This window comes from Aphanizomenon sp. CS-733/32, from assembly GCF_028330045.1.
Lineage (GTDB): Bacteria > Cyanobacteriota > Cyanobacteriia > Cyanobacteriales > Nostocaceae > Dolichospermum > Dolichospermum gracile.
Window position 1 is genome coordinate 14,746 of the sequence record NZ_JAQMSE010000180.1, and the last position, 19,724, is coordinate 34,469.

The 19,724-nt window shown below is 36.7% G+C and carries 18 protein-coding genes, 1 tRNA gene and 2 pseudogenes; 12 read left to right on the forward strand and 9 right to left on the reverse strand.

Features of this window, described 5'->3' with window-relative positions:
- Positions 1-276: 276 nt before the first annotated feature.
- The 3 genes from PN471_RS14520 to PN471_RS14530 all read right to left on the reverse strand — a co-directional run bounded on the left by PN471_RS14520 (position 277) and on the right by PN471_RS14530 (position 4,090).
- The gene (locus PN471_RS14520) at positions 277-1,500 is read right to left on the reverse strand and encodes a bifunctional sterol desaturase/short chain dehydrogenase (protein ID WP_271777481.1); all 1,224 of its coding nucleotides are present in this window, start codon (positions 1,498-1,500) and stop codon (positions 277-279) included.
- 197 nt (positions 1,501-1,697) lie between these two features.
- Entirely contained in the window at positions 1,698-2,123 is a 426-nt protein-coding gene (ccmS, locus tag PN471_RS14525; protein ID WP_271777458.1) for a beta-carboxysome assembly chaperone CcmS, read from the reverse strand.
- Between the two features lie 164 nt (positions 2,124-2,287).
- Complete coding sequence (locus tag PN471_RS14530; protein WP_271777459.1) at positions 2,288-4,090, reverse strand: ABC transporter ATP-binding protein; 1,803 nt, start codon at positions 4,088-4,090, stop codon at positions 2,288-2,290.
- A gap of 403 nt (positions 4,091-4,493) precedes the next feature.
- Between PN471_RS14530 and PN471_RS14535 the strand changes: the two genes are divergently transcribed.
- The 4 genes from PN471_RS14535 (at position 4,494) to PN471_RS14550 (ending at position 8,521) form a co-directional block, all read left to right on the forward strand.
- Positions 4,494-4,910 carry a DUF1824 family protein gene (locus PN471_RS14535; protein WP_193898579.1) on the forward strand — a complete coding sequence of 139 codons (417 nt, stop codon included), beginning with the start codon at positions 4,494-4,496 and terminating at the stop codon, positions 4,908-4,910.
- 70 nt (positions 4,911-4,980) lie between these two features.
- A complete protein-coding gene (locus PN471_RS14540) occupies positions 4,981-6,888 on the forward strand; it encodes an ABC-F family ATP-binding cassette domain-containing protein (RefSeq protein WP_271777460.1) in 1,908 nt (635 codons plus the stop codon).
- Positions 6,889-6,897: 9 nt separating this feature from the next.
- Complete coding sequence (gene yhdJ / locus PN471_RS14545; protein WP_271777461.1) at positions 6,898-7,797, forward strand: adenine-specific DNA-methyltransferase; 900 nt, start codon at positions 6,898-6,900, stop codon at positions 7,795-7,797.
- Positions 7,778-8,521 (forward strand): hypothetical protein, encoded by a 744-nt coding sequence (locus PN471_RS14550; RefSeq protein ID WP_271777462.1) that lies wholly within the window; start codon positions 7,778-7,780, stop codon positions 8,519-8,521. Before yhdJ ends, PN471_RS14550 begins: the two co-directional genes overlap by 20 nt.
- 53 nt (positions 8,522-8,574) lie before the next feature.
- On the opposite strand, the gene PN471_RS14555 is transcribed toward PN471_RS14550, so the two are convergent.
- From PN471_RS14555 to PN471_RS14565, 3 genes and pseudogenes are all read right to left on the reverse strand, one after another.
- Positions 8,575-9,045: a lipoxygenase family protein gene (locus tag PN471_RS14555; protein WP_271777463.1), complete on the reverse strand. Its 471-nt coding sequence runs from the start codon at positions 9,043-9,045 to the stop codon at positions 8,575-8,577.
- Positions 9,045-9,221 (reverse strand): lipoxygenase family protein, encoded by a 177-nt coding sequence (locus tag PN471_RS14560; protein ID WP_271777482.1) that lies wholly within the window; start codon positions 9,219-9,221, stop codon positions 9,045-9,047. Before PN471_RS14560 ends, PN471_RS14555 begins: the two co-directional genes overlap by 1 nt.
- 41 nt (positions 9,222-9,262) lie before the next feature.
- Positions 9,263-9,457: pseudogene (locus tag PN471_RS14565) on the reverse strand (Uma2 family endonuclease); the annotation flags it as partial.
- A gap of 137 nt (positions 9,458-9,594) precedes the next feature.
- Here PN471_RS14565 and PN471_RS14570 point away from each other — a divergent pair.
- Positions 9,595-10,263: an ATP-dependent Zn protease gene (locus PN471_RS14570; RefSeq protein WP_271777464.1), complete on the forward strand. Its 669-nt coding sequence runs from the start codon at positions 9,595-9,597 to the stop codon at positions 10,261-10,263.
- A gap of 531 nt (positions 10,264-10,794) precedes the next feature.
- Here PN471_RS14570 and PN471_RS14575 read toward each other — a convergent pair.
- Positions 10,795-10,989: a hypothetical protein gene (locus tag PN471_RS14575; protein ID WP_015083627.1), complete on the reverse strand. Its 195-nt coding sequence runs from the start codon at positions 10,987-10,989 to the stop codon at positions 10,795-10,797.
- A gap of 1,029 nt (positions 10,990-12,018) precedes the next feature.
- Between PN471_RS14575 and PN471_RS14580 the strand changes: the two genes are divergently transcribed.
- Positions 12,019-13,152 carry an SGNH/GDSL hydrolase family protein gene (locus PN471_RS14580; protein WP_271777465.1) on the forward strand — a complete coding sequence of 378 codons (1,134 nt, stop codon included), beginning with the start codon at positions 12,019-12,021 and terminating at the stop codon, positions 13,150-13,152.
- Between the two features lie 192 nt (positions 13,153-13,344).
- Positions 13,345-14,235, forward strand: coding sequence for a hypothetical protein (locus PN471_RS14585; RefSeq protein WP_271777483.1), 891 nt, complete (start codon positions 13,345-13,347; stop codon positions 14,233-14,235).
- Between the two features lie 118 nt (positions 14,236-14,353).
- On the opposite strand, the gene nadA is transcribed toward PN471_RS14585, so the two are convergent.
- A complete protein-coding gene (gene nadA / locus PN471_RS14590) occupies positions 14,354-15,316 on the reverse strand; it encodes a quinolinate synthase NadA (RefSeq protein WP_271777466.1) in 963 nt (320 codons plus the stop codon).
- 150 nt (positions 15,317-15,466) lie between these two features.
- Between nadA and PN471_RS14595 the strand changes: the two genes are divergently transcribed.
- From PN471_RS14595 to PN471_RS14615, 5 genes and pseudogenes are all read left to right on the forward strand, one after another.
- A complete protein-coding gene (locus PN471_RS14595) occupies positions 15,467-16,396 on the forward strand; it encodes a TIGR04168 family protein (RefSeq protein ID WP_271777467.1) in 930 nt (309 codons plus the stop codon).
- 58 nt (positions 16,397-16,454) lie between these two features.
- Positions 16,455-16,539, forward strand: a tRNA-Ser gene (locus PN471_RS14600).
- A gap of 228 nt (positions 16,540-16,767) precedes the next feature.
- On the forward strand, positions 16,768-18,165 hold the full coding sequence (locus PN471_RS14605; protein WP_271777468.1) for an AAA family ATPase: 1,398 nt from the start codon (positions 16,768-16,770) through the stop codon (positions 18,163-18,165).
- A gap of 37 nt (positions 18,166-18,202) precedes the next feature.
- Positions 18,203-18,724 (forward strand): hypothetical protein, encoded by a 522-nt coding sequence (locus PN471_RS14610; RefSeq protein WP_271777469.1) that lies wholly within the window; start codon positions 18,203-18,205, stop codon positions 18,722-18,724.
- A 137-nt stretch (positions 18,725-18,861) separates the two neighbouring features.
- A pseudogene (locus PN471_RS14615) lies at positions 18,862-18,945 on the forward strand (FitA-like ribbon-helix-helix domain-containing protein); the annotation flags it as partial.
- A gap of 55 nt (positions 18,946-19,000) precedes the next feature.
- On the opposite strand, the gene PN471_RS14620 reads toward PN471_RS14615, so the two are convergent.
- Positions 19,001-19,723, reverse strand: coding sequence for a flagellar motor protein (locus PN471_RS14620; RefSeq protein ID WP_271777470.1), 723 nt, complete (start codon positions 19,721-19,723; stop codon positions 19,001-19,003).
- Position 19,724 lies beyond the last annotated feature (1 nt).

Here is a 19,724-nt window from a genome sequence, read left to right on the forward strand (position 1 = left end):
TCAGACAACCACAACAAACAATCTCCAAATAGTGAAAAAGTAACTTTACCTATTTACTACATAGCTTAACATGGATGTTTGTACGGAATCAATACCCATAATGTCTAAATATTTAGTTTCATATTTATTCTTTCCCAATATCATGGATAACGTTGCTAATAGCATTTTCACAAATCATCAGTCATCTTATTTGATACGAACCACAGAGGCACAGAGGACGCAGAGGTGGAGAGAAAGGAGACTGTTAGATTTTATTTAGCAACGTTATCTTGATAATTATTTGCTTTTTACCCCTTTACTGAAAATCCGATAGTACAACCAGGTACTAAATTCTTTGATGGGAAATAGGATATAAGTCAAAGGATTTACTGTGACAATAATATTTCTGAAATCCCGTTTGGCAAAAAATACAATTCCCTTGGCAACCTGATTTGCTGACATGACACCATAGGGATTTAATTGACTTTTGAATGGTCCTAAAATTAATTTGCGAATGACACAAGTTTGATCTAATCTTTTGAGGGTGACAATATCCCCTAATGCTCTTTTGCTGAGTTCATACAAGGGACTTAAGGCTGGGGAAACTTCCGCTTCTGAAGTATTTACCCAAATTTCTTTGGTGGCTTTGTCTTGGGGTCCTGTGACAGTTGTAGAAAAGACATCTATCAGTTCCAACGCGGAAAATGTGTTAACTTGATAGGACTTGTGAATGGCACTAGAAGTTCTATCTCCATACACATTTACGCCATGATTGATAATGAGAATGTCAACTTTATTTAAACTTTCTTTTAGTTGAGTTTCATTACCTAATTCCCATTTTACAATTTTGACCCGCTCTTGAATTGCGATTTCTTCAGGATTGGTTGTTAATGCCACAACTTTGGCATTATGCTTTAATAGTTCTGCTGCTAATGCTTGTCCTAATGCACCGGAAGCACCTGTTAATGCTACGGTTTTACCTTTGAGAGAAAGTCCTGTTCCTAGTATTTTATCCACTAGGGGAAACACACCACTATAGTAAGCATTAACATCATCAAAATGATGCCGCCAATGATAGGTTCTATTTACCCACCAAACGGAAGGAATTTTGTCTAAAGCTCCGGGTAAATGATTGTAGTCTGTGTCTATTGTTCCTTGGAAATATCGGAGTGATGCACCGTATAAAAAAGTAACAGCATAAGCGACTCCTAACCATAATCCCCATTGATGCGCTAGTAAGGCAATTATTGTTAAGATGATTACTAGGATGACTGATTCGACGATATCGTGATACAACTGGGAATCTACGTAGGCTTTTTGCGAAGTTAAAGTTAAATCTCGACGGTACACAGCATGATGTTTATTGTGCCATTTTGCTAACCATGTTATTTGATGGCACAAAGCATGATAAGCATCTCTGACAACTTCCGCCAGTAAGAGGGAGGAAAATCCCCAGGTTGTGAACTGGATACAGTTGTTTACTAAAACCGAGTCAATAGTTAAGCTTTGAGCCAAAATCATCATCTTTCTGGTGATACCTCTTTTTCTTAATTAAACCAAGTTATTAGTACGTTTGTGTATTTCTCCGTAAGTATTCAATTATAGCACTCCTGTATACCCAGATCCTCGACTTCTGACATTAATTTATAATTTGCGGACACAACAAATAAAAGAAGTCGGGGATCTTAGATTTTTCCTGATCTATATCAATGGTTATATCAATCCCTGATTTGTTCAACTAATCGCTGTTCTAGTAAATCTAACAATTCATCTATATCTTTTCCTATTTCCTGAAAACAAGTTTCTGGTGATGATTGGGGTGCAAATTGAATTAATTTAATTTCTCCTTTGCCAATGCCAATCATGACTACTTCTATTTCGGGTTTGTTGTTATCAATAATTCCTAAAATTTCTTGGAGACGATTTTCAACTCGCTCATTTAATTTTTCTATTTCGGTTTGGGGACAATAGACAAAATGGGGAGTTGGTTGTAAATCAATCCCGATAGTTCCCTGACTATTACCATTTTCTAACCACAATCCCCAAAAAAGTGCGGCTAGTTCTGGTTGATTATCTTTGACAAATCTATCTAACTGTCCTCGCCATTTATTCTCTGCTGTTTCGGGTTGGGGAATACTAAACATGATCATTAATTGGTAATTTTATTTTTGTTATTTTAACCGAGATTGCACACACTAGACTTGGCAATAAATCATATACAAGTAGGGTGTGTCAGACATAAAAATCTGTGGATATTAAAAAATATTATAACTCTGACGCACCCTACAAGATATTTTTGAGATGACATTTATTTTAACCCAGATTGCACCAGCCAGAGATTTGTATAAATGCCATTTTTCTCTAATAGTTGTTCATGAGTTCCGGCTTCGACTAATTTGCCATGTTCCATGACATAAATGCAATCAGCATTGCGAATGGTGGAAAGACGGTGAGCGATCGCTATTGTGGTCCGATTGACCGTAATCCGTTCTAAAGAACGCTGAATTGCGGCTTCGGTTTCATTATCTACCGCTGAGGTAGCTTCATCTAGGATGAGAATTGGTGGATCTTTTAATACTGCGCGAGCGATCGCAATCCGTTGTCTTTGTCCCCCAGATAACTTTTGCCCCCGTTCACCCACAATTGTCTCATAACCTTGGGGTAAACTCATAATAAAATCATGAGCCTCGGCTATTTTCGCCGCCATAATAATATCATCATCGCTAGCGGTAAAAGTCCCATAGGCAATATTTTCTCCTACTGTACCATGAAATAAAAACACATCCTGACTCACCAAACCAATAGCGCGGCGGAGATCTCGCAAATTTAATTGTTGTAAATCAATCCCATCTAAGGTAATTTTCCCACTTTGCACCTCATAAAATCGCAGCAAGAGTTTAACCAAAGTGCTTTTTCCTGAACCAGTTGCACCCACAATCGCAATTGTATGTCCTGCGGGAATTTCCAAAGATAAATTGTGAATAATTGGGTTTGTGTTGTGATAAGCAAAGCTCACATTTTGAAATTCCAAATTCCCACGAATCATATCTACAGGTAAATCAATATTTCCCGGATCAATTGCCATCGGCGTATCTAACAAATCCATCACTCGATTAGTAGAAGCCATCGCCCTTTGATATAAATCAAAGGTATCACCTAACCTGGTTAATGGCCACAGTAAAAGCTGGACTAAAAACACCAAAGAACTATAAGCACCTACAGCCAATCTGCCTTCTACTGCTGCCATCCCGCCAAATAATAGCAAGATGGTAAAAGCGATTAAAATGAACATCCTAATAATCGGAATATAACCCGCAGACAAGGCGATCGCCTTAGCATTACTTTGACGATAAGCATTACTTTCTGATTCTACCCGCGCGGCTTCATAAGCTTCTGCTGTAAAACTTTTAATAGTGGTAATCCCACTCAAATTATTAGATAATCTGCCATTTAGTAACCCTACTTTTTCCCGAACTTCCCCATAGCGAGGAGCTAGAAATTTCTGAAAAATTATCGAACCAAAGAGAATAAATGGCATAGGCAAAATTGCCATTCCCGCCACACTAGGAGCTAAAATAAAAAAGGCAGTCCCCACAATAATAATAGTAGTAGTGACTTGGATAATATCATTTGCGCCCACATCCAAAAACCGCTCCAATTGGTTAACATCATCACTGAGAATAGACATTAAACCACCGGTACTGCGTTCTTCAAAATAAGCTAACTCTAACTCTTGTAAATGCTTATATGCGTCCAGCCTTAAATTATGCTGAACATTTTGTCCCAAATTGCGCCATAGTAACTTATAGGCATATTCAAACAATGACTCCAACACCCAAGTAATCACCGTCAACAAGGATAAAATCAGAAATTGCCCATAAATATCTTTTACACCTAACCGGGCAATGATAGAATCTTGTTGCTTAACAACCACATCCACCGCAATCCCAATTAATACAGGGGGTGCTAAGTCAAAAACTTTATTGAGGATAGAAGCACCAATAGCCAGACGAATTTGTTTAATATACTGATGTCCATATTTCAATAGACGCTGGAGGGGACGAACAGAATGTTTACGCCTTTTTGATAATCGGAGAGATTTAAATGGCATAGCCACATTAATTAATAATTACTTGCAGCTAATACTACCATATAATTGAGTTAATTTCTTATCAATATTGAAGCAATAGATACAGTTATCTTGCTTTAGGAACAGCAGAGATAATTTTGAGAAATTGGTAACTTGTAATTTGGCAAACTTCACTTTTGGGAATTATATTAGAAAATATTGTCGCTAAAATTATTGTTCCCAGCCGCAAACAGCAGGGTATAATAACCTTGTCAATCAACCAGATGTGCTAATTTTCAGTGAAGACTACCAATACAGCAAAAATTCCTACTAAAACTCAGGGAATATGCCATATCAATCTTGATTTTGTTCAAAAATGCCACTAATGTGAGCAAATCCCCCTCCCGAAACCAGAACCAGACGTAAAACTAGACAAATCAATATTATGTCTACTCCCAATCATCAGCAACTCTCACTCCCAGAAGCCAAGAAAATACTCAACAAATTTAACTGTCTGGATATTGCCCCCATTCTTAAACCGTCAGAAAAAGTTCCCACTCGTGAGGCATTAATTTTTCTCACCAGCCTTACCGACTATCAAATCTTAGGTATTTGTGCTGATACAGCCGCAGAGGGAATTTTAGCCATGAAAACCTATTCTCGTGCTTTGGGTTATCAAGCACCAACTGATTTACCACATCCAGAAGGACCAGTTTATATCAAATTAAATGGTAAAAATGGCCTGTGTTATCTCGATTCCTATTCTGGGCATCATCGGGGAGTGTTAGTATCTTGCCAGTCTTATCAAGAGGGAGGAGTTAACGAGATGTATGGACATTTACCCCTCGATTTATTTGTCTAGAATTTCATTTACAATCATCTTTAGGGTGGGCAATGCCCGCCCAATTCTTCATCACTAATTACCGCATAATATGAGCATCGTTACCTTACAATCAGTTAAAAAAGATTTTGGAATTAAAGAACTTTTAAAAGATGCTAATTTTAGTCTGGATACTAATGACAAAGTTGGTTTAATTGGCACTAATGGTTCGGGCAAATCAACTTTATTAAAAATGATTGCTCGGTTAGAATCAATTGATAGTGGGCAAATTTTAGTTAATTCTGGGGCAAAAATTGTTTACTTGCCTCAACAGCCAGATATGGAGGAAAATCACACTGTTTTAGAACAGGTATTTGCTGACAATGGCGAACAAATGAACCTCGTCAGAGAGTATGAAGAATTATCTCATAAATTGGCACATTATCCCGATGATAGTCAGTTAATGTCTCGGCTTTCTAGTGTAATGCAGCGGATGGATGCGACGGGTGCATGGGAAGTAGAAACCAACGCCAAAATCATTTTAACAAAGTTAGGAATTGCTGATTTTGATGTGAAAGTTGGCACATTATCCGGGGGATATCGCAAGCGGATTGCTTTAGCAGCAGCCTTGATATCAGAACCAGATTTGTTGTTAATGGATGAACCAACAAACCATCTTGATGCTTTATCAGTAGAATGGTTACAAAGTTATTTAAATCGCTATCGCGGCGCACTTTTATTAATTACTCATGATCGTTATTTTTTAGATAAAGTTACTAATAGAATTATCGAAATTGATCGAGGTGATATTTACAATTATACAGGTAATTATTCCTATTATTTAGAAAAGAAAGCTTTAGCTGAAGAATCTGCCGTTAGCACTCAACGGAAACATCAAGGGATTTTACGACGAGAATTAGAATGGTTAAAAAAAGGACCCAAAGCTAGAAGTACCAAACAAAAAGCCAGAATTGAACGCGCTCATGCACTGCGAGATACTGAGTTTAAACAACTTAATGGCAAAGTTGATATTTCTACCGTTGGTAGGCGGATTGGCAAGAAGGTTATTGAACTCAAAGATGTTAGTAAAGGCTACAATGGTAGAACTCTCATTAAAGATTTTACTTATGAATTTAGTCCAGAAGATCGGATTGGCATTATTGGCGGTAATGGTGCAGGAAAATCTACTTTAATGGATATTATGACTGCCAAAATCAAACCAGATTCTGGTAGTGTGGAAATTGGGACTACAATTCATATTGGTTATTTTAACCAACATTCAGAAGAATTGTTAACGGCGGTAAATGAAGATCAACGAGTGATTGATTATATTAAGGAAGAAGGGGAATTTATTCAAATATCCGACGGTACGAAAATCACGGCTTCCCAAATGTTAGAGAGATTTTTGTTTCCAGGAAATCAACAATATGCACCCATTAATAAACTTTCTGGAGGAGAAAAACGTCGTTTGTTTTTATTGCGGATTCTCATTAGTGCCCCCAATGTGTTGATTTTGGATGAACCGACTAATGATTTAGATGTGCAGACATTAGCAGTATTAGAAGACTATCTAGAGGATTTTAATGGTTGTGTAATAGTAGTTTCTCATGATCGTTACTTTTTAGATCGGACGGTAGATAGAATTTTTGCTTTGGAAGAAGGTGGAGGTTTACGTCAATATCCAGGAAATTATTCCATTTATTTAGATTATAAAAAAGCTGAGGAAGCAGAAAAACAAGAGACACAAAAAACTGTAATTGTCGAAGAAAAGGTTATATCTCCAGTTACGGAAACTAAAAAACGCCGCAGATTATCCAATTGGGAAAGACGGGAATTTGAGGAATTAGAAGGAAAAATTGCCAAGTTAGAAGCAGAGAAAACAGCCGTAGAAACGAAATTAGCAACTCTGGCTGGAAATTATAGTCAAGCGCAAAAGCTATATGAAGAGGTAGAAACGCTGAAGAAAAATATTGATGTAGCGACGGAACGCTGGTTAGAATTAGCAGAAATGGAGTCTTAGTTAATAATCATGTTTGCACCTTATCAAAATCAAGGGAATCTGATATTTCATGGTGATGCTGTTAACATCGTATCAAATCATATTCCTTCAGAATCAGTTGATTTAATTTTTGCTGATCCTCCCTATAATATAGGTAAGAAATTTGCTAATTTTCATGATAAATGGGATTCAGAAGAAGAGTATGTAAATTGGTCATATAAATGGATTGATGAGTGTATCCGCACTCTGAAACCAAATGGCACAATCTATATCATGACAAGTACACAAGCAATGCCTTACTTTGATATTTACTTGAGAAAAAAATTAACTATTCTCAGTCGCATCATCTGGCATTACGATAGTTCTGGTGTTCAAGCTACAAAATACTTTGGTTCGATGTATGAACCTATGCTTCATTGTGTGAAAGATAAAAATAATTATATTTTTAATTCAGACAAGATCAAAATTGAAGCAAAAACTGGCGCACAACGTCAATTAATTGATTACAGAAAATCAGTTCCAACTCCCTATAATACAGAAAAAGTACCTGGTAATGCTTGGTATTTTCCCCGTGTAAGATATCGCATGGCAGAGTATGAAAATCATCCTTCACAAAAACCGGAGTCATTACTAGAAAGAATTATTTTGGCAAGTAGTTATGAAGGAAGTTTAATACTTGATCCTTTTGCTGGAACTTTTACCACTGCTGCTGTAGCTAAACGATTGAGTAGGAAATCTATTAGTATTGAATCTCAAGAAGAATATCTAAAAATTGGGTTGAGACGAGTTTTGGGAATGCAAGAATATCAGGGGGAAAAACTTTTACCACTAAAAAAGAGCCATAATATTAAGAATAAAAATGGTAAAAAATTAGATTTGGATTTAGATGTTATACAGGGGAGTATTTTTGATGCAAATACTACAGCATGATTTTAAACAAACAATAATTTCTATTCTTAATCAATATTTCCCTGGATATGGAGATGTCATTTTAAACAATAGTCAATTATTACAGTACATAAATATTAAAACTAAGGCTGCAAATCGTGGTTCTAAATCAAGAGCCAGCTTTGCTAACCATTATGCTATATATGTTTTGGTTGAAGATTATCTAAACAATGAATTTCATATTAATAATGCCTACGAAGATTATCAAGGCGCACAATATATGGCATTGTTAACGAGACAGAGAGAACTACCTTTTGGTAGCAAACTTCAAAATCACGCTCTCAACCATCGTTTAAATGAAGAATTTAAAAGATATTTTCGCACATCACCTTATTTACCAATAATAAGAGATTCGACAACCAATAGATATTGGATTAATGAAAATATATTGAAAGTACAAATTGATGATCAACAAATCAATATTACTGAATCTATTAAATATATCATTGATGCTTACATTCAAGCCAGAATGACTTCGTTCAATGATTTTATGATGTATTGTCAAAAAATGCTCGCAATTCAGGAACAATCGCCAGAAACAGCAATTGAATTTATTAGAAGTTTATTAAAACCGAATATAGATGCCAGAATATTTGAGATTGTTAGTTATGCAATTTTGAAACAGTATTATGCTGAACAGGTAATATACTGGGGTTGGTCACTTGAGTTTAATATGGAAAGTGAAATAGTGAACGATGAAGAATAAAAACCCCCATTTTACTTTATTGAAGATGGGGATTTTGTGCATTCTGCAATCAGTTAAATACTAATACTGTTGAGAACAAGTCTTGGTTGTAGATATTCGTAATTTACCAAACGTCCCTTGTTGTTCAACTCAATTTTTCTCTGTACCACATTCAATTCTTGCTGGAATTTATTCACAACATCGTCAGCATTGGGGTCTGCAAATTCTTCCTCTTCATAATATCCCAGTCTGTCATAACGATAGGCTGAGAGTGTGAATACAGTTGTTAATTGGCTACTTGTTGGTTTGGCAGCTGGCAAAAAATCTATCAGTTCCTTGCGGGTACAAACGCCTTCTTTTTTAATTGGTTGATAAGCAGCCAGAGGCATATTGGGAATGAAACCCATGTATTCATATTGGGGGAAATTAACAGCAGAATGTAGGGGTCCACAAGTGTAAATGATAGTAGTAACAATCTCTACTAATTGTTTCAAAGTATCAATGCGATCGCTCATCCCCTTAACTCTACCACCATCCTGAGCCACTAATTCCCGCGCCCAAGCTTGTAGTTCGACATCTGCTGTAAATCATTGTTAGCCAACATGAACCGGAAATGGGGTTTTAGTAATATTCTCAGCGGATGGTTCTGGGCTAATTGACGAGGGGTAACAACAGCAAAAGGTTCCATTACAAAGTGAGTCCGGCATAAATGGCTACTCATTTCATGATGATTAGCATCAGCAATTTGCACACAGGACTTGGCATAAAAGCACGACAGGAACTCCCGCGCAAATGGGGACGTAGTATAGCGTAAATATTACCAGCTATCAGGTTATGTTCTTCGCTTGCACCCGCCATTGCAAAAACTTGTCCAGCTACATATTCATGGCGAATATCGCTAGATTTCTCGGCTTCTAAGTATTCTTCAACCGTGAGAATATTTAATGGAGATTGCATAGTTTTGAGATAATTTTTTACGGAATGTAGTATAGATTTATTATAGCAATGTTCAAGATGCTCAGATCCCCGACTTCTTGAAGCAGTCGGGGATCTATATTCTGTTATATTTAAGTAACTTATATTAAAAAACTCCCATGAGCCAAACTGCGATAAATCTGATTGCTATATCTGTTTTTCTGATGACTTTTTCCAGCCTGTTAGGACCATTAATACATCTTTCCCCAACGATACCTGCTTTAGCTACAGTGACTTTTTTAGGAATTGCAACTTTAGATAATTTCAGCTTTCAAGGCAAGGGAGGAACGATAGTATTAGACTTGGTAGCGCGATTTTCTCCAGAATATAAAGAACGGATTTTACATCATGAAGCTGGTCATTTTCTCGTGGCTCACCTGTTAGAAATTCCGGTGACTGGTTACACTCTTAGTGCTTGGGAAGCTTGGAAAAAAGGACAACCAGGACAAGGGGGAATAACTTTAGAAGATGGGGAGTTAACAGCGCAAATAGAAAAGGGCCAAATTACTGCTCAAATGTTAGACCGTTATTGTACTATTTGGATGGCAGGAATTGCGGCAGAAACTTTGGTTTTTAACTCTGCTGAAGGTGGTAATGATGATAAAAGTAAGTTAACTGAAATTTTGCAAGTTCTCGGTTTTTCGGAAACACTTTATCAGCAAAAACAACGGTTTCATCTACTTCAGTCTAAAACTTTGATTCAGGAGAATTGGGATGGTTATCAGGCTTTGGTAGCAGCAATGAGACAACGGGTTTCTGTTGAGGAGTGTAAAAAAGCTATCCGTTAATTAGGGTTTGCTGAATAAGTTGTCTGTGAGGGAAGGTGACAGGTGACAGGTGCTACGCCACGGGGACAGTTTCAACTATCTGGATATCCTCAATTTTCTCAATCCGACAGGGAAAAATGCACCTATTTTGAGACATCATCAGCCAAAACCTGGCACTTTTTTGTGATAAAAATCCGCAAAACCCTTACTAATAAATGGTTTTAGCTTTATATGGCTAACGCTATCAGCAAGCCCTATTTAAAAAATATTAAAGCCCCATAGCCAGAGTATGCAAAACTACTCAAAAATGGCTATAAGGCTAAAATATTCCACGAATTGGAAATGATATTTTTAATCAATTTCCCAATCATGGAGGCAATCTTGCCAATTTATTGAAAATCGCCGCTATCAAGTCTAATATTGCCTATTTACAGCGCTGTAACTAAGCAGGAATCAAACCTCATTCAGCAAAGTTCATGAAACTTTCGCTGAGTTTTTTATTAAATTCTTGACAGACAAGAAGGATCTAGTTTCAGATCCCTACCAGCAGCTTTAGATTTCACCATTAACCTGCATTTGATGAACTTGATCTGCCAATTCTTGACAATTTTGATCATCTAACTTATCAATTGCCAACATTCCCATAAGAATAACTTCTTTCAAAGTTAAGCGAGTTGAATGTGCCTGTTTTTGCACAATCTCCTTAATGATGGGAGATACACCGATTGCTGTACTAGCTCTAGCCACGTTATAAAAAGAAACATTAATGACATCGGATAAATCTTAGCACTTTTCGCTAAGTTATTCTACATCCCCGGAACTGATCTACTTTAGTTTCGATAAATCTTTGTATGTCTAATCCAGACTATAAATAGCAAACAGACTCAATAATTCTGCAAATCTAACTTTTTAACTACGGGCATAACTCTTCTGTAGCAAGCATTTTAACGATTTACTTACTCTGCTACAAATAAGTATGTTACTAAAATTACACAATATAATAACGTAATTTATTTTAGTGTTAGGAACAACACTGTTTTGTAAGTAGGTGTAAATAAACGTAGCTATCTTGAAAAAAATAAATACTACTTAAACCTTATGAATTAGACTTTCTGGCGTTTTATTACTATTTTTCTATCCGCAAAAATTGATAACCATATAATTAGTTATTAATTTTTTTTACAACTCACATCATAAACAATTAATTATTGTCATCTACCAAAAGTATGAATCCCAAAATTTAGTAGATCATCAAGGGATAAGATTTTGAAAAACGATGGTAACAGCTAGATACTGAAAAAGCTATAAATCTTATAGAGTAAGGCTTTTAAAAGATAAAATCCCAAAATTTAGTGTTGATTAATCCTGACGGGAGGATATTTGTTATGATTCAATGGGTTAAATAGCATTGAATTAATTAATAATATTAAATATTGTAAACTGGTACAATAGAGCCAGTCTAACTTAACAAGCCTTCGCCATTTTTTGTAGGTTGGGCTGAAGCATGAAATGCAATACAAGCGTTAAATTGCGCTGTCCATTAACCTAACCTACAAATCGAGGCTTTTTTCAATTTGGCGTATTGAGTTGAAATCTATAGTTTTTTGATAGCAAAGCGCAAGTTGCTCAAACCCCCTATTCTGTTCCCCGTTCCCTGGCTATAACAACAATTTTTAACGCCAACCTACTTAGACAAAAATCGAAATCTTCCTGAATTCACTTAGTTAACGCTGTCATAAGGAAAAGTAGTGAATACACACAAGGAATAAAACAACGATGAGTGAACCTTATCTGTTGGCTGCAAGTTTATTAACAGGATTGGTAATGCCAATATCAACACCTCTCCAAATAACCAATCTTCCCAAAGATTCTCTATCTTTATTGGATTTAGCCGAGGGTTTCCAGGTTTACGAGGGCAAGAAAAATTCTCCACGTCAAATTGCTGTACCTGAATTTAGTAATCAAATTGAGAAGTCCTCACCAGCCAAGAAGAGTCTTGTCAAGACTGATAAATTATTACCAGAATTTAGTAGACAAACACCGACGACCGTTGAACAATCATCAGTAATCGGGAAAAACCTCCCCAGCTTAGAGATTCTCTTGTCAGAATTTAGACAGCATGGGTTATCAATACCTGTGAAATCATCCTTTAACTTCAATTCCCAAAAGACTCCAACTACATCACCTATTTCTGGTGGTCAACTCTACCAGCAAAGATTAGCATCACTTGTATCTGGTCAAATTTATACGCGCACTGATAATGATGAAAATTTAGCATTGTCCGGGGAATCAAATAAGGCAGATAAACTGACTTATCAAGATTGGAAAAGCTTATTAGCTCTGGAAGCTAAAGCTATAGCTAAAGGTCAAGGTGCGAATCGGTTGAGTATTTTAGTAGGTGATTCTTTAAGTTTGTGGTTTCCCAAGGACAGACTACCTACGGGTAAATTATGGCTAAATCAAGGTATATCTGGAGATACTTCCGAGGGCGTTTCTAAAAGATTGTCGGCATTTTCTGCCACCAGACCCGATATAATTTATGTAATGATTGGGATTAACGATTTACGGAAGGGTGCTACTGACAAGTCAATTTTGGTCAATTCCTCGCGGATTATTCATAGCTTACGTCAAAGTCATCCCAGTAGTCAGATTATTGTCCAATCTATTTTACCTGTGCGATCGCAGAAAATCCCTAATAGTCGAATTCGTCATATTAACTCCCAATTGGCTATAATTGCCCAAAAGCAGGGGGCTAATTACCTCAATATTCACAATTGGTTTACGGGTATTGATGGCAATTTGCGTCCCGAATTAACTACGGATGGATTACATTTATCTTTAGCAGGATATCAAGTGTGGCAATTTGCACTTGAGCAAATAGAATATAGAGTTGCTAAAATTTACAATTGATATATGCAAATTGAATGTATATTAACGTAAGTTCCTAGTTAAAAATGGGTAAGAGGCAATAGGCAAGGGGCAAGAGGCAGGAGTAGTTGACCAATGACCACTGACCTTTTTCCCTGCCTAAATTTAGATAATTAGTAACTTAGGTTATATTATTTCACAGGTCAGGGTGTGAGAGCTATCACTAAATATCAAATGGTAGATCGGATAAATGATATCGCTTGGCAAGCTCACCAGGGCAGCGTGGCGGCAATTATTCAAGTTTTGAATGAAAGGCTAGTTGTGTCCGGTGTCAGAACTAGAGCAGTTTTTGCGGATGGTATATTACAAATCTTATGTGAAGCGGCTACAGTAGAGCAACTGGAGCAATCTGTCTTAGTGCCAAAAATTCAAGAAATTTTGGACTCACTGACACCACGTCATATTCGCCGAGTTAATATTAATAGTCGAATTGTTCGAGAAGAGCAATTACTATGGTTGGAGGAAATTAACCGCGATACTGATGGTCAATTACTGTGGTCACGGGAAATTACTGTATACCAACCAAACTTGTTGAAGCGGTTAATTCCAGGGTTAACTGAAGTTTATACCAAATCAAGAAAACCTATTTTAAGAAAACCCCAATCTTTGCTGAAGAATCGAAATCAGGGCAAAATTTCTGTTAAAACTTTATTTGTATGGGTTGCTGGTTTATCTTCAATAATTTTACTGGCTTGGTTGCTAGATTTTCGGTTAAGTAATCCATTGAAGAAGCTGTTGCCATTAGTGGGTTCTCAATCTTCTCAAACAGTCAAGCAAAGACCGCCAGAATCATCGAATCGTCCTGTGCGCCAAAGTCTTTCTATTCCATTTGATGATCCGTTTGTTGCATCTGTGAGACTGGCTAACCAGGCGACTGTGACTGGTACAACGGCTACAACTTCAACTCAGTGGTTGGAATTAGCTGCTACTTGGCAACGGGCTTCTGATTTAATGGGTCAGGTTGCACCTAGCCACAGCCGCTATCAGGAAGCACAGATTAGAACTAAGTTGTATAAAAAGTTTAGTGAGGCTGCCCAGAAAGAAGCTCAGAAGAGTAAATCTTGATCATGTCAGAATCAGGATTTCCAGGATTTAAGGATAAACAGGATATATTTTTCCTATTCCTCCTTCTTCCTTCTTCCTCCTGACTCCTGACTCCTGACTCCTGACTCCTGACTCCTAATTAACTCATTTCTAACATTCTTTGCATGGGTCGGAGTGCGGCTATGCGGATTTCTTCTGGTAGGGTAATTTCTGGGGTGCGGTTTTTCATGGCTAGATACAGTTTTTCTAGGGTGTTTAGCCGCATAAATGGACATTCGTTACAGTTACAATCACTTTGGGGGGGTGCGGGAATAAAGTGTTTGTCAGGTGCTAGTTTTTGCATCTGGTGAATGATTCCTGGCTCTGTAGCCACGATGAACTCTTGACTAGGGCTGGTTTGACAATAATTGAGTAAGGCGGCTGTAGAGCCAATATAACTGGCATGGCGGAGGACGCTGGTTTCACATTCAGGGTGAGCGATCGCTTCTGCATGAGGATGTGTAATTTTTAACTGGACTATTTTCTTTTCGGAAAAGGTTTCATGGACAATACAGCTACCTTGCCATAAGAGCATTTCCCGTCCTGTTTGTGACCTTACATACCGTCCCAGGTTGCGATCTGGGGCGAAAATAATCGGTTGTTCCTGGGGTATTTGCTGGACAATCTTCACAGCGTTGGAACTGGTACAGATGATATCGCTCATGGCTTTAATTTCCGCCGAGCAGTTAATATAGGAAATTATCAAATGGTCTGGGTGTGCGGCTTTAAAAGCTGCAAATTCCTGGGGAGGACAACTATCTGCTAGAGAACATCCTGCATTAATATCTGGTAATAACACCAATTTATCAGGGTTGAGGATTTTGGCAGTTTCCGCCATGAAGTGAACACCAGCAAAGACAATGACATCGGCTTTGGTATTGGCTGCGGCTCTGGCTAATTGTAAGGAATCGCCAATGAAATCCGCAATATCTTGAATATCAGGATCTTGATAGTAGTGGGCTAATATCACTGCATTCAGTTCTGTTTTGAGATCCGCAATGGCGGCAAACAAATCTAAGGGTAAAATACCTGATTTTGGTTGGGTAAGTGTAGTTGTAAACACAATTAAAAACTGCTTTTAATTACAAATTATTACGTTGTGAATTTAATTATAGTAGTTTTTACCAAAAAGAGGGAGGGATTGATTCTAGCAATTTATGTCCAAATCCGGTGGAGTTTCATATCCTGGAGATATACGGCTTTTTAAAGTGGCATGACCAGTCAGAAAAATCAATCAAAACCTATCAAAATTGCTGTAATTGGCGATGTTCACGACCAATGGGAAGTAGAGGACGGCATAGCACTCCAGCATCTCGGTGTTGACTTGGCGCTATTTGTCGGTGATTTCGGGAATGAGTCGGTGGAAGTGGTAAAAGCGATCGCTTCTCTAGACCTTCCCAAAGCGGCGGTAATGGGCAATCACGATGCCTGGTACTCGGCAACTGAATGGGGACGCAAAAAATGTCCTTATGACCGCACCAAGGAAGACTGGGTACAGGAACAGCTAGATTTATTAGGTTCTGCCCAAGTCGGTTATGGTAAGTTAGATTTTCCGCAGTGGAATTTAACTGTAGTGGGTGGTCGTCCTTTTACCTGGGGCGGACCCGAATGGCGATTTGCCCAAATGTGTCAAGAACGCTATGGTGTCTCTAGTTTGGAGGAGTCCGCAGATAAAATTGTTAAGGTAGTAAAAAGTGTTACTTTTGATCATATTATTTTTCTCGGACACAATGGACCGAGTGGTTTAGGCGATCGCGCTGAGGACCCTTGTGGCAAAGATTGGCATCCTATCGGTGGTGATTTTGGTGATCCTGATTTAGCGGAAGCAATTTCTCAAAGTCTCAACCTCAAGAAAACTGTTTCCCTAGTTGCTTTTGGTCATATGCACCGCACCCTGCGCCACACGAAGAAGCTGCAAAGAAAGGCTGTGTTTAGAAGTCCAGAAGGAACTATTTACCTAAATGCTGCCACCGTCCCCCGGATTATTCACCAAGACGGAATAAAGTTACGAAATTTTTCTCTGGTTGCTTTGGAGGATGGTTTGGTAACAAAAGCTTCTTTAGTTTGGGTGGATCAGGATTACCACATCGCTACTGAAGAAGTTTTTTATAATTCTTCAGTTTCAGTAGTGCCAATTCTGTAGTTGTATGTTATGATGTTATTTGTCAGTTTTTGTATTACACAATTCTGGCAAATAATTTGGAGAGGTGGCAGAGTGGTCGAATGCGTCCGACTTGAAATCGGATGAAGTGAAAGCTTCCGGGAGTTCGAATCTCCCCCTCTCCATTTTTTTGGTTTTTATCTCACGCAGAGGCGCAGAAGCGCAGAGAAGAGCGCAGTGGTTTGACCGAGAAATATTCAATCTGCTGTAAGGTAAGTGTCAGTTTTACTATGATTCCAGATATAACCTTTTAAATATGTGATTCAGTAATAGGTATGATTTGCTGAATTTACGAATAATGGTAGGGTGTAGTCAATTGGAGATTTTTAACCCTAATTAAAATTAAATGTGCTATGAAAATACAAATTGCTAACTTAGGTGTTATTGAAAAGGCAGAAATTGATTTAAAGCCTTTAACTGTGTTTATTGGTGGTAATGGAACAGGAAAAACTTGGACAGCTTATACTTTAGCATCTATTTTAGGTGAGTATGGATGTGAGAGGTATTGCAAAGCTTATCTTGATAAAAACACTCAACAGAGATATCCAATTATAGATAATGCAGTTGAAGAATTTTTACAAGAAGGAACGGTTCGGATTGATTTAATAGATTGTGCTAAAGAATATGCTGAATTATATATTAATGATGTCTCTAATTTGGCTCATAGCTGGATGAACAAATTTCTAGCAACAGAGCGTGTTGATTTTGAAAAGATGAAAATTAATTTTGATTTATCAGAAGCTAAACAAGAAAGATTTGATAATATCAAAAGTCATGTTTCAAAACAACAATTTTCTTTTGGTTCTCAAAGTAAAAACACTCTCAATATACTTAAAGAATTAGGCGAAAATAGTATTTATTTTTACATAGTTTCAGTTTCTGAAGAAAGTATTTTGAAAAAATTGCCTAAAAGAGTATTTGAACAAATTTTGCTTCAAGAAACTTTTGGGATAATTCACAGGTCTTTCTATTCAGAAACTTATATATTACCTACAGAAAGAACAGGAGTTATACCATTCTTTTCTTCAGCCACAAAAATCCAAGATTATGAATATTTTGAAGATGTTGATGAAAATGGAGAAAATATTGTACCCAGAATATTAAGTGTACCAGTACAAGATTTAAAATTTACACTAGAAAGTGTATATACCAAGACATTTACTGATAGGGAAGAAGAAATACAAATTTACCCACAAGTTTCAGAATATATTCGATTAGCAGAGATATTAGAAAATGATATTTTGGGAGGAAAAGTAAATGTTGATGATTCTGGGTTCGATCAAGAAATACTTTATCAACCGTCGAAAAATGTTAAACTGGAAATGACAGTTTCTTCTTCAATGGTTAAAGAATTAGCTCCTTTAGTTTTGTGCTTGCGTCATTTAGCTATACCAAATGAATTACTAATTATTGATGAGCCAGAAATGAATTTACATCCAACAGCGCAAGTACAAATTATTGAATTTTTAGCAATGTTAGTACAAGCAGGTTTGAAAATTTTAATTACAACCCATAGCCCTTATATTGTTGATCATTTAGCAAATTTGATTAAAGCCTCTAAATATGAAGATAAAGAGAGTATAAAAGAAAAATTTTGTTTGGATAGGACAGATGCTTTTATTACTCAAGAAAAAGTTTCTGTATATTTATTTGAAGATGGTACAGCTAAAAATATTTTACATGAAGATGGTAGGATAGATTGGGGAACATTTGGAGAGGTGTCAGAATACATTTCTCATGTTTTTTTATAATCACTCTTATATTTTTAAATTCAGGAGTGATTGTAAAATGCCTTTCAATACTTTATTGTTATCATGTTGTTTGCTACCAGGAAAGACAAGCCTTAAAGAAAATGGAGTAGAGGTAAGTTTACAACCAGCAAGTGGTGAAACAATTCTCTTTTTTCATATAGACGAGAAATCAAACCCTAATTGTAAGTTTCGTAAACTATTAGGATTAGATAGAGAAGGAATGAAAATTTGTGATCTCATTGTATTTTATGCAAAAGACAATGAAAAGATCATCTGCTTTGTAGAATTGAAGGGTGGTGATCTCAAAACAGCAAAAGAGCAGGTTATAAATACATATATACATTTTAAAAATGTTCTCAAAAAAACTGATCCATCATTAAGATTTACGCCAAAAACTTATATTAAATCGAACGTTTCTGGTCCACAAGAAACGGGAAAGTATCAAGAAGAATTAAACACTGAGTTTGGTGAAGGTAACTGTCGCATTAGCAAAAATTCAGATTTAGGTGCTTTTTTGCGAAATATAAAGCCTCAACCTCCAGGAAAACGAAAGAAATGATTAGAGAAGATCGAGACAGACAATTAATACTTTTAAATGTGCATTAGATGTAAGTATGTGCATCTTTAAAGGTAAGAATCAAAAATTTTCGTGATTATTGACTATAATAGGTATAATCAAAATTATATCAATTATTTATGACTAATATCACCATCTCTAACATTGATGATGACATCAAATATCAGTTGCAAAAAAGAGCCGAAAAACATGGACGTTCCCTAGTGTGTTAATTTTGACAGGCAGAATTGCAGGTTATTAAATTTGCGTTCCTCAAGACTATTTTCCGGGTGTAACGTACTCCCCAATCTGTGCAAAACGTATTTCTATCCGTCTACGTTTTGGGTCAGGATCTCTATTTTTTTCTGCAAATCCCTGATCATTTGGTAACAGAAGTTGTGCTGATGAATATGCTCTAAATTGTAGTTGTTTAAAGCTTCCCGATTCTTTTTGTTTTTGTGCCTTTTGCAGTTCTTTAACTACTGCTAATGCACGCATTAAACCTAAATCAGCATTAGAACCAGGACATAAAATAGCAACACTTTGATCTCCTCTTGATACATTTTCTAGTTTTTTATCTAAATTGCCTCCTCTTTGATTATCACATTTGAGAGAACCAACCTCTTCACCATCAGTGTGTCCAATTACTTCAATAACATCAACCTGTTTATCACTTTTTTCTAATTCAGCAATATTTTCCTCAATTGTTCTTAAAATTACTCCGTCTTCACCTTTTTGACTAATATCATCCTGCAAATTTTGCGGTAAAACTGCACTACCTGATTTAAAACTATATTTATCTGCGGGAAGAGAAATAATTGTTGGTTTACTATCTTTTGGTTTTGATATTGGATCATCAGATGTTTCTGTTGATGACTTGGCTACAAAAAACAAAAGTAGTAATGTAATAATCATAAAGGCATTGGACATCAAATCTGTAAAAGAAGTCCAAATCGTAAATGTTTCCGCGCTGGTAGCACTGTTTCTATTCCTTCTTGGCATA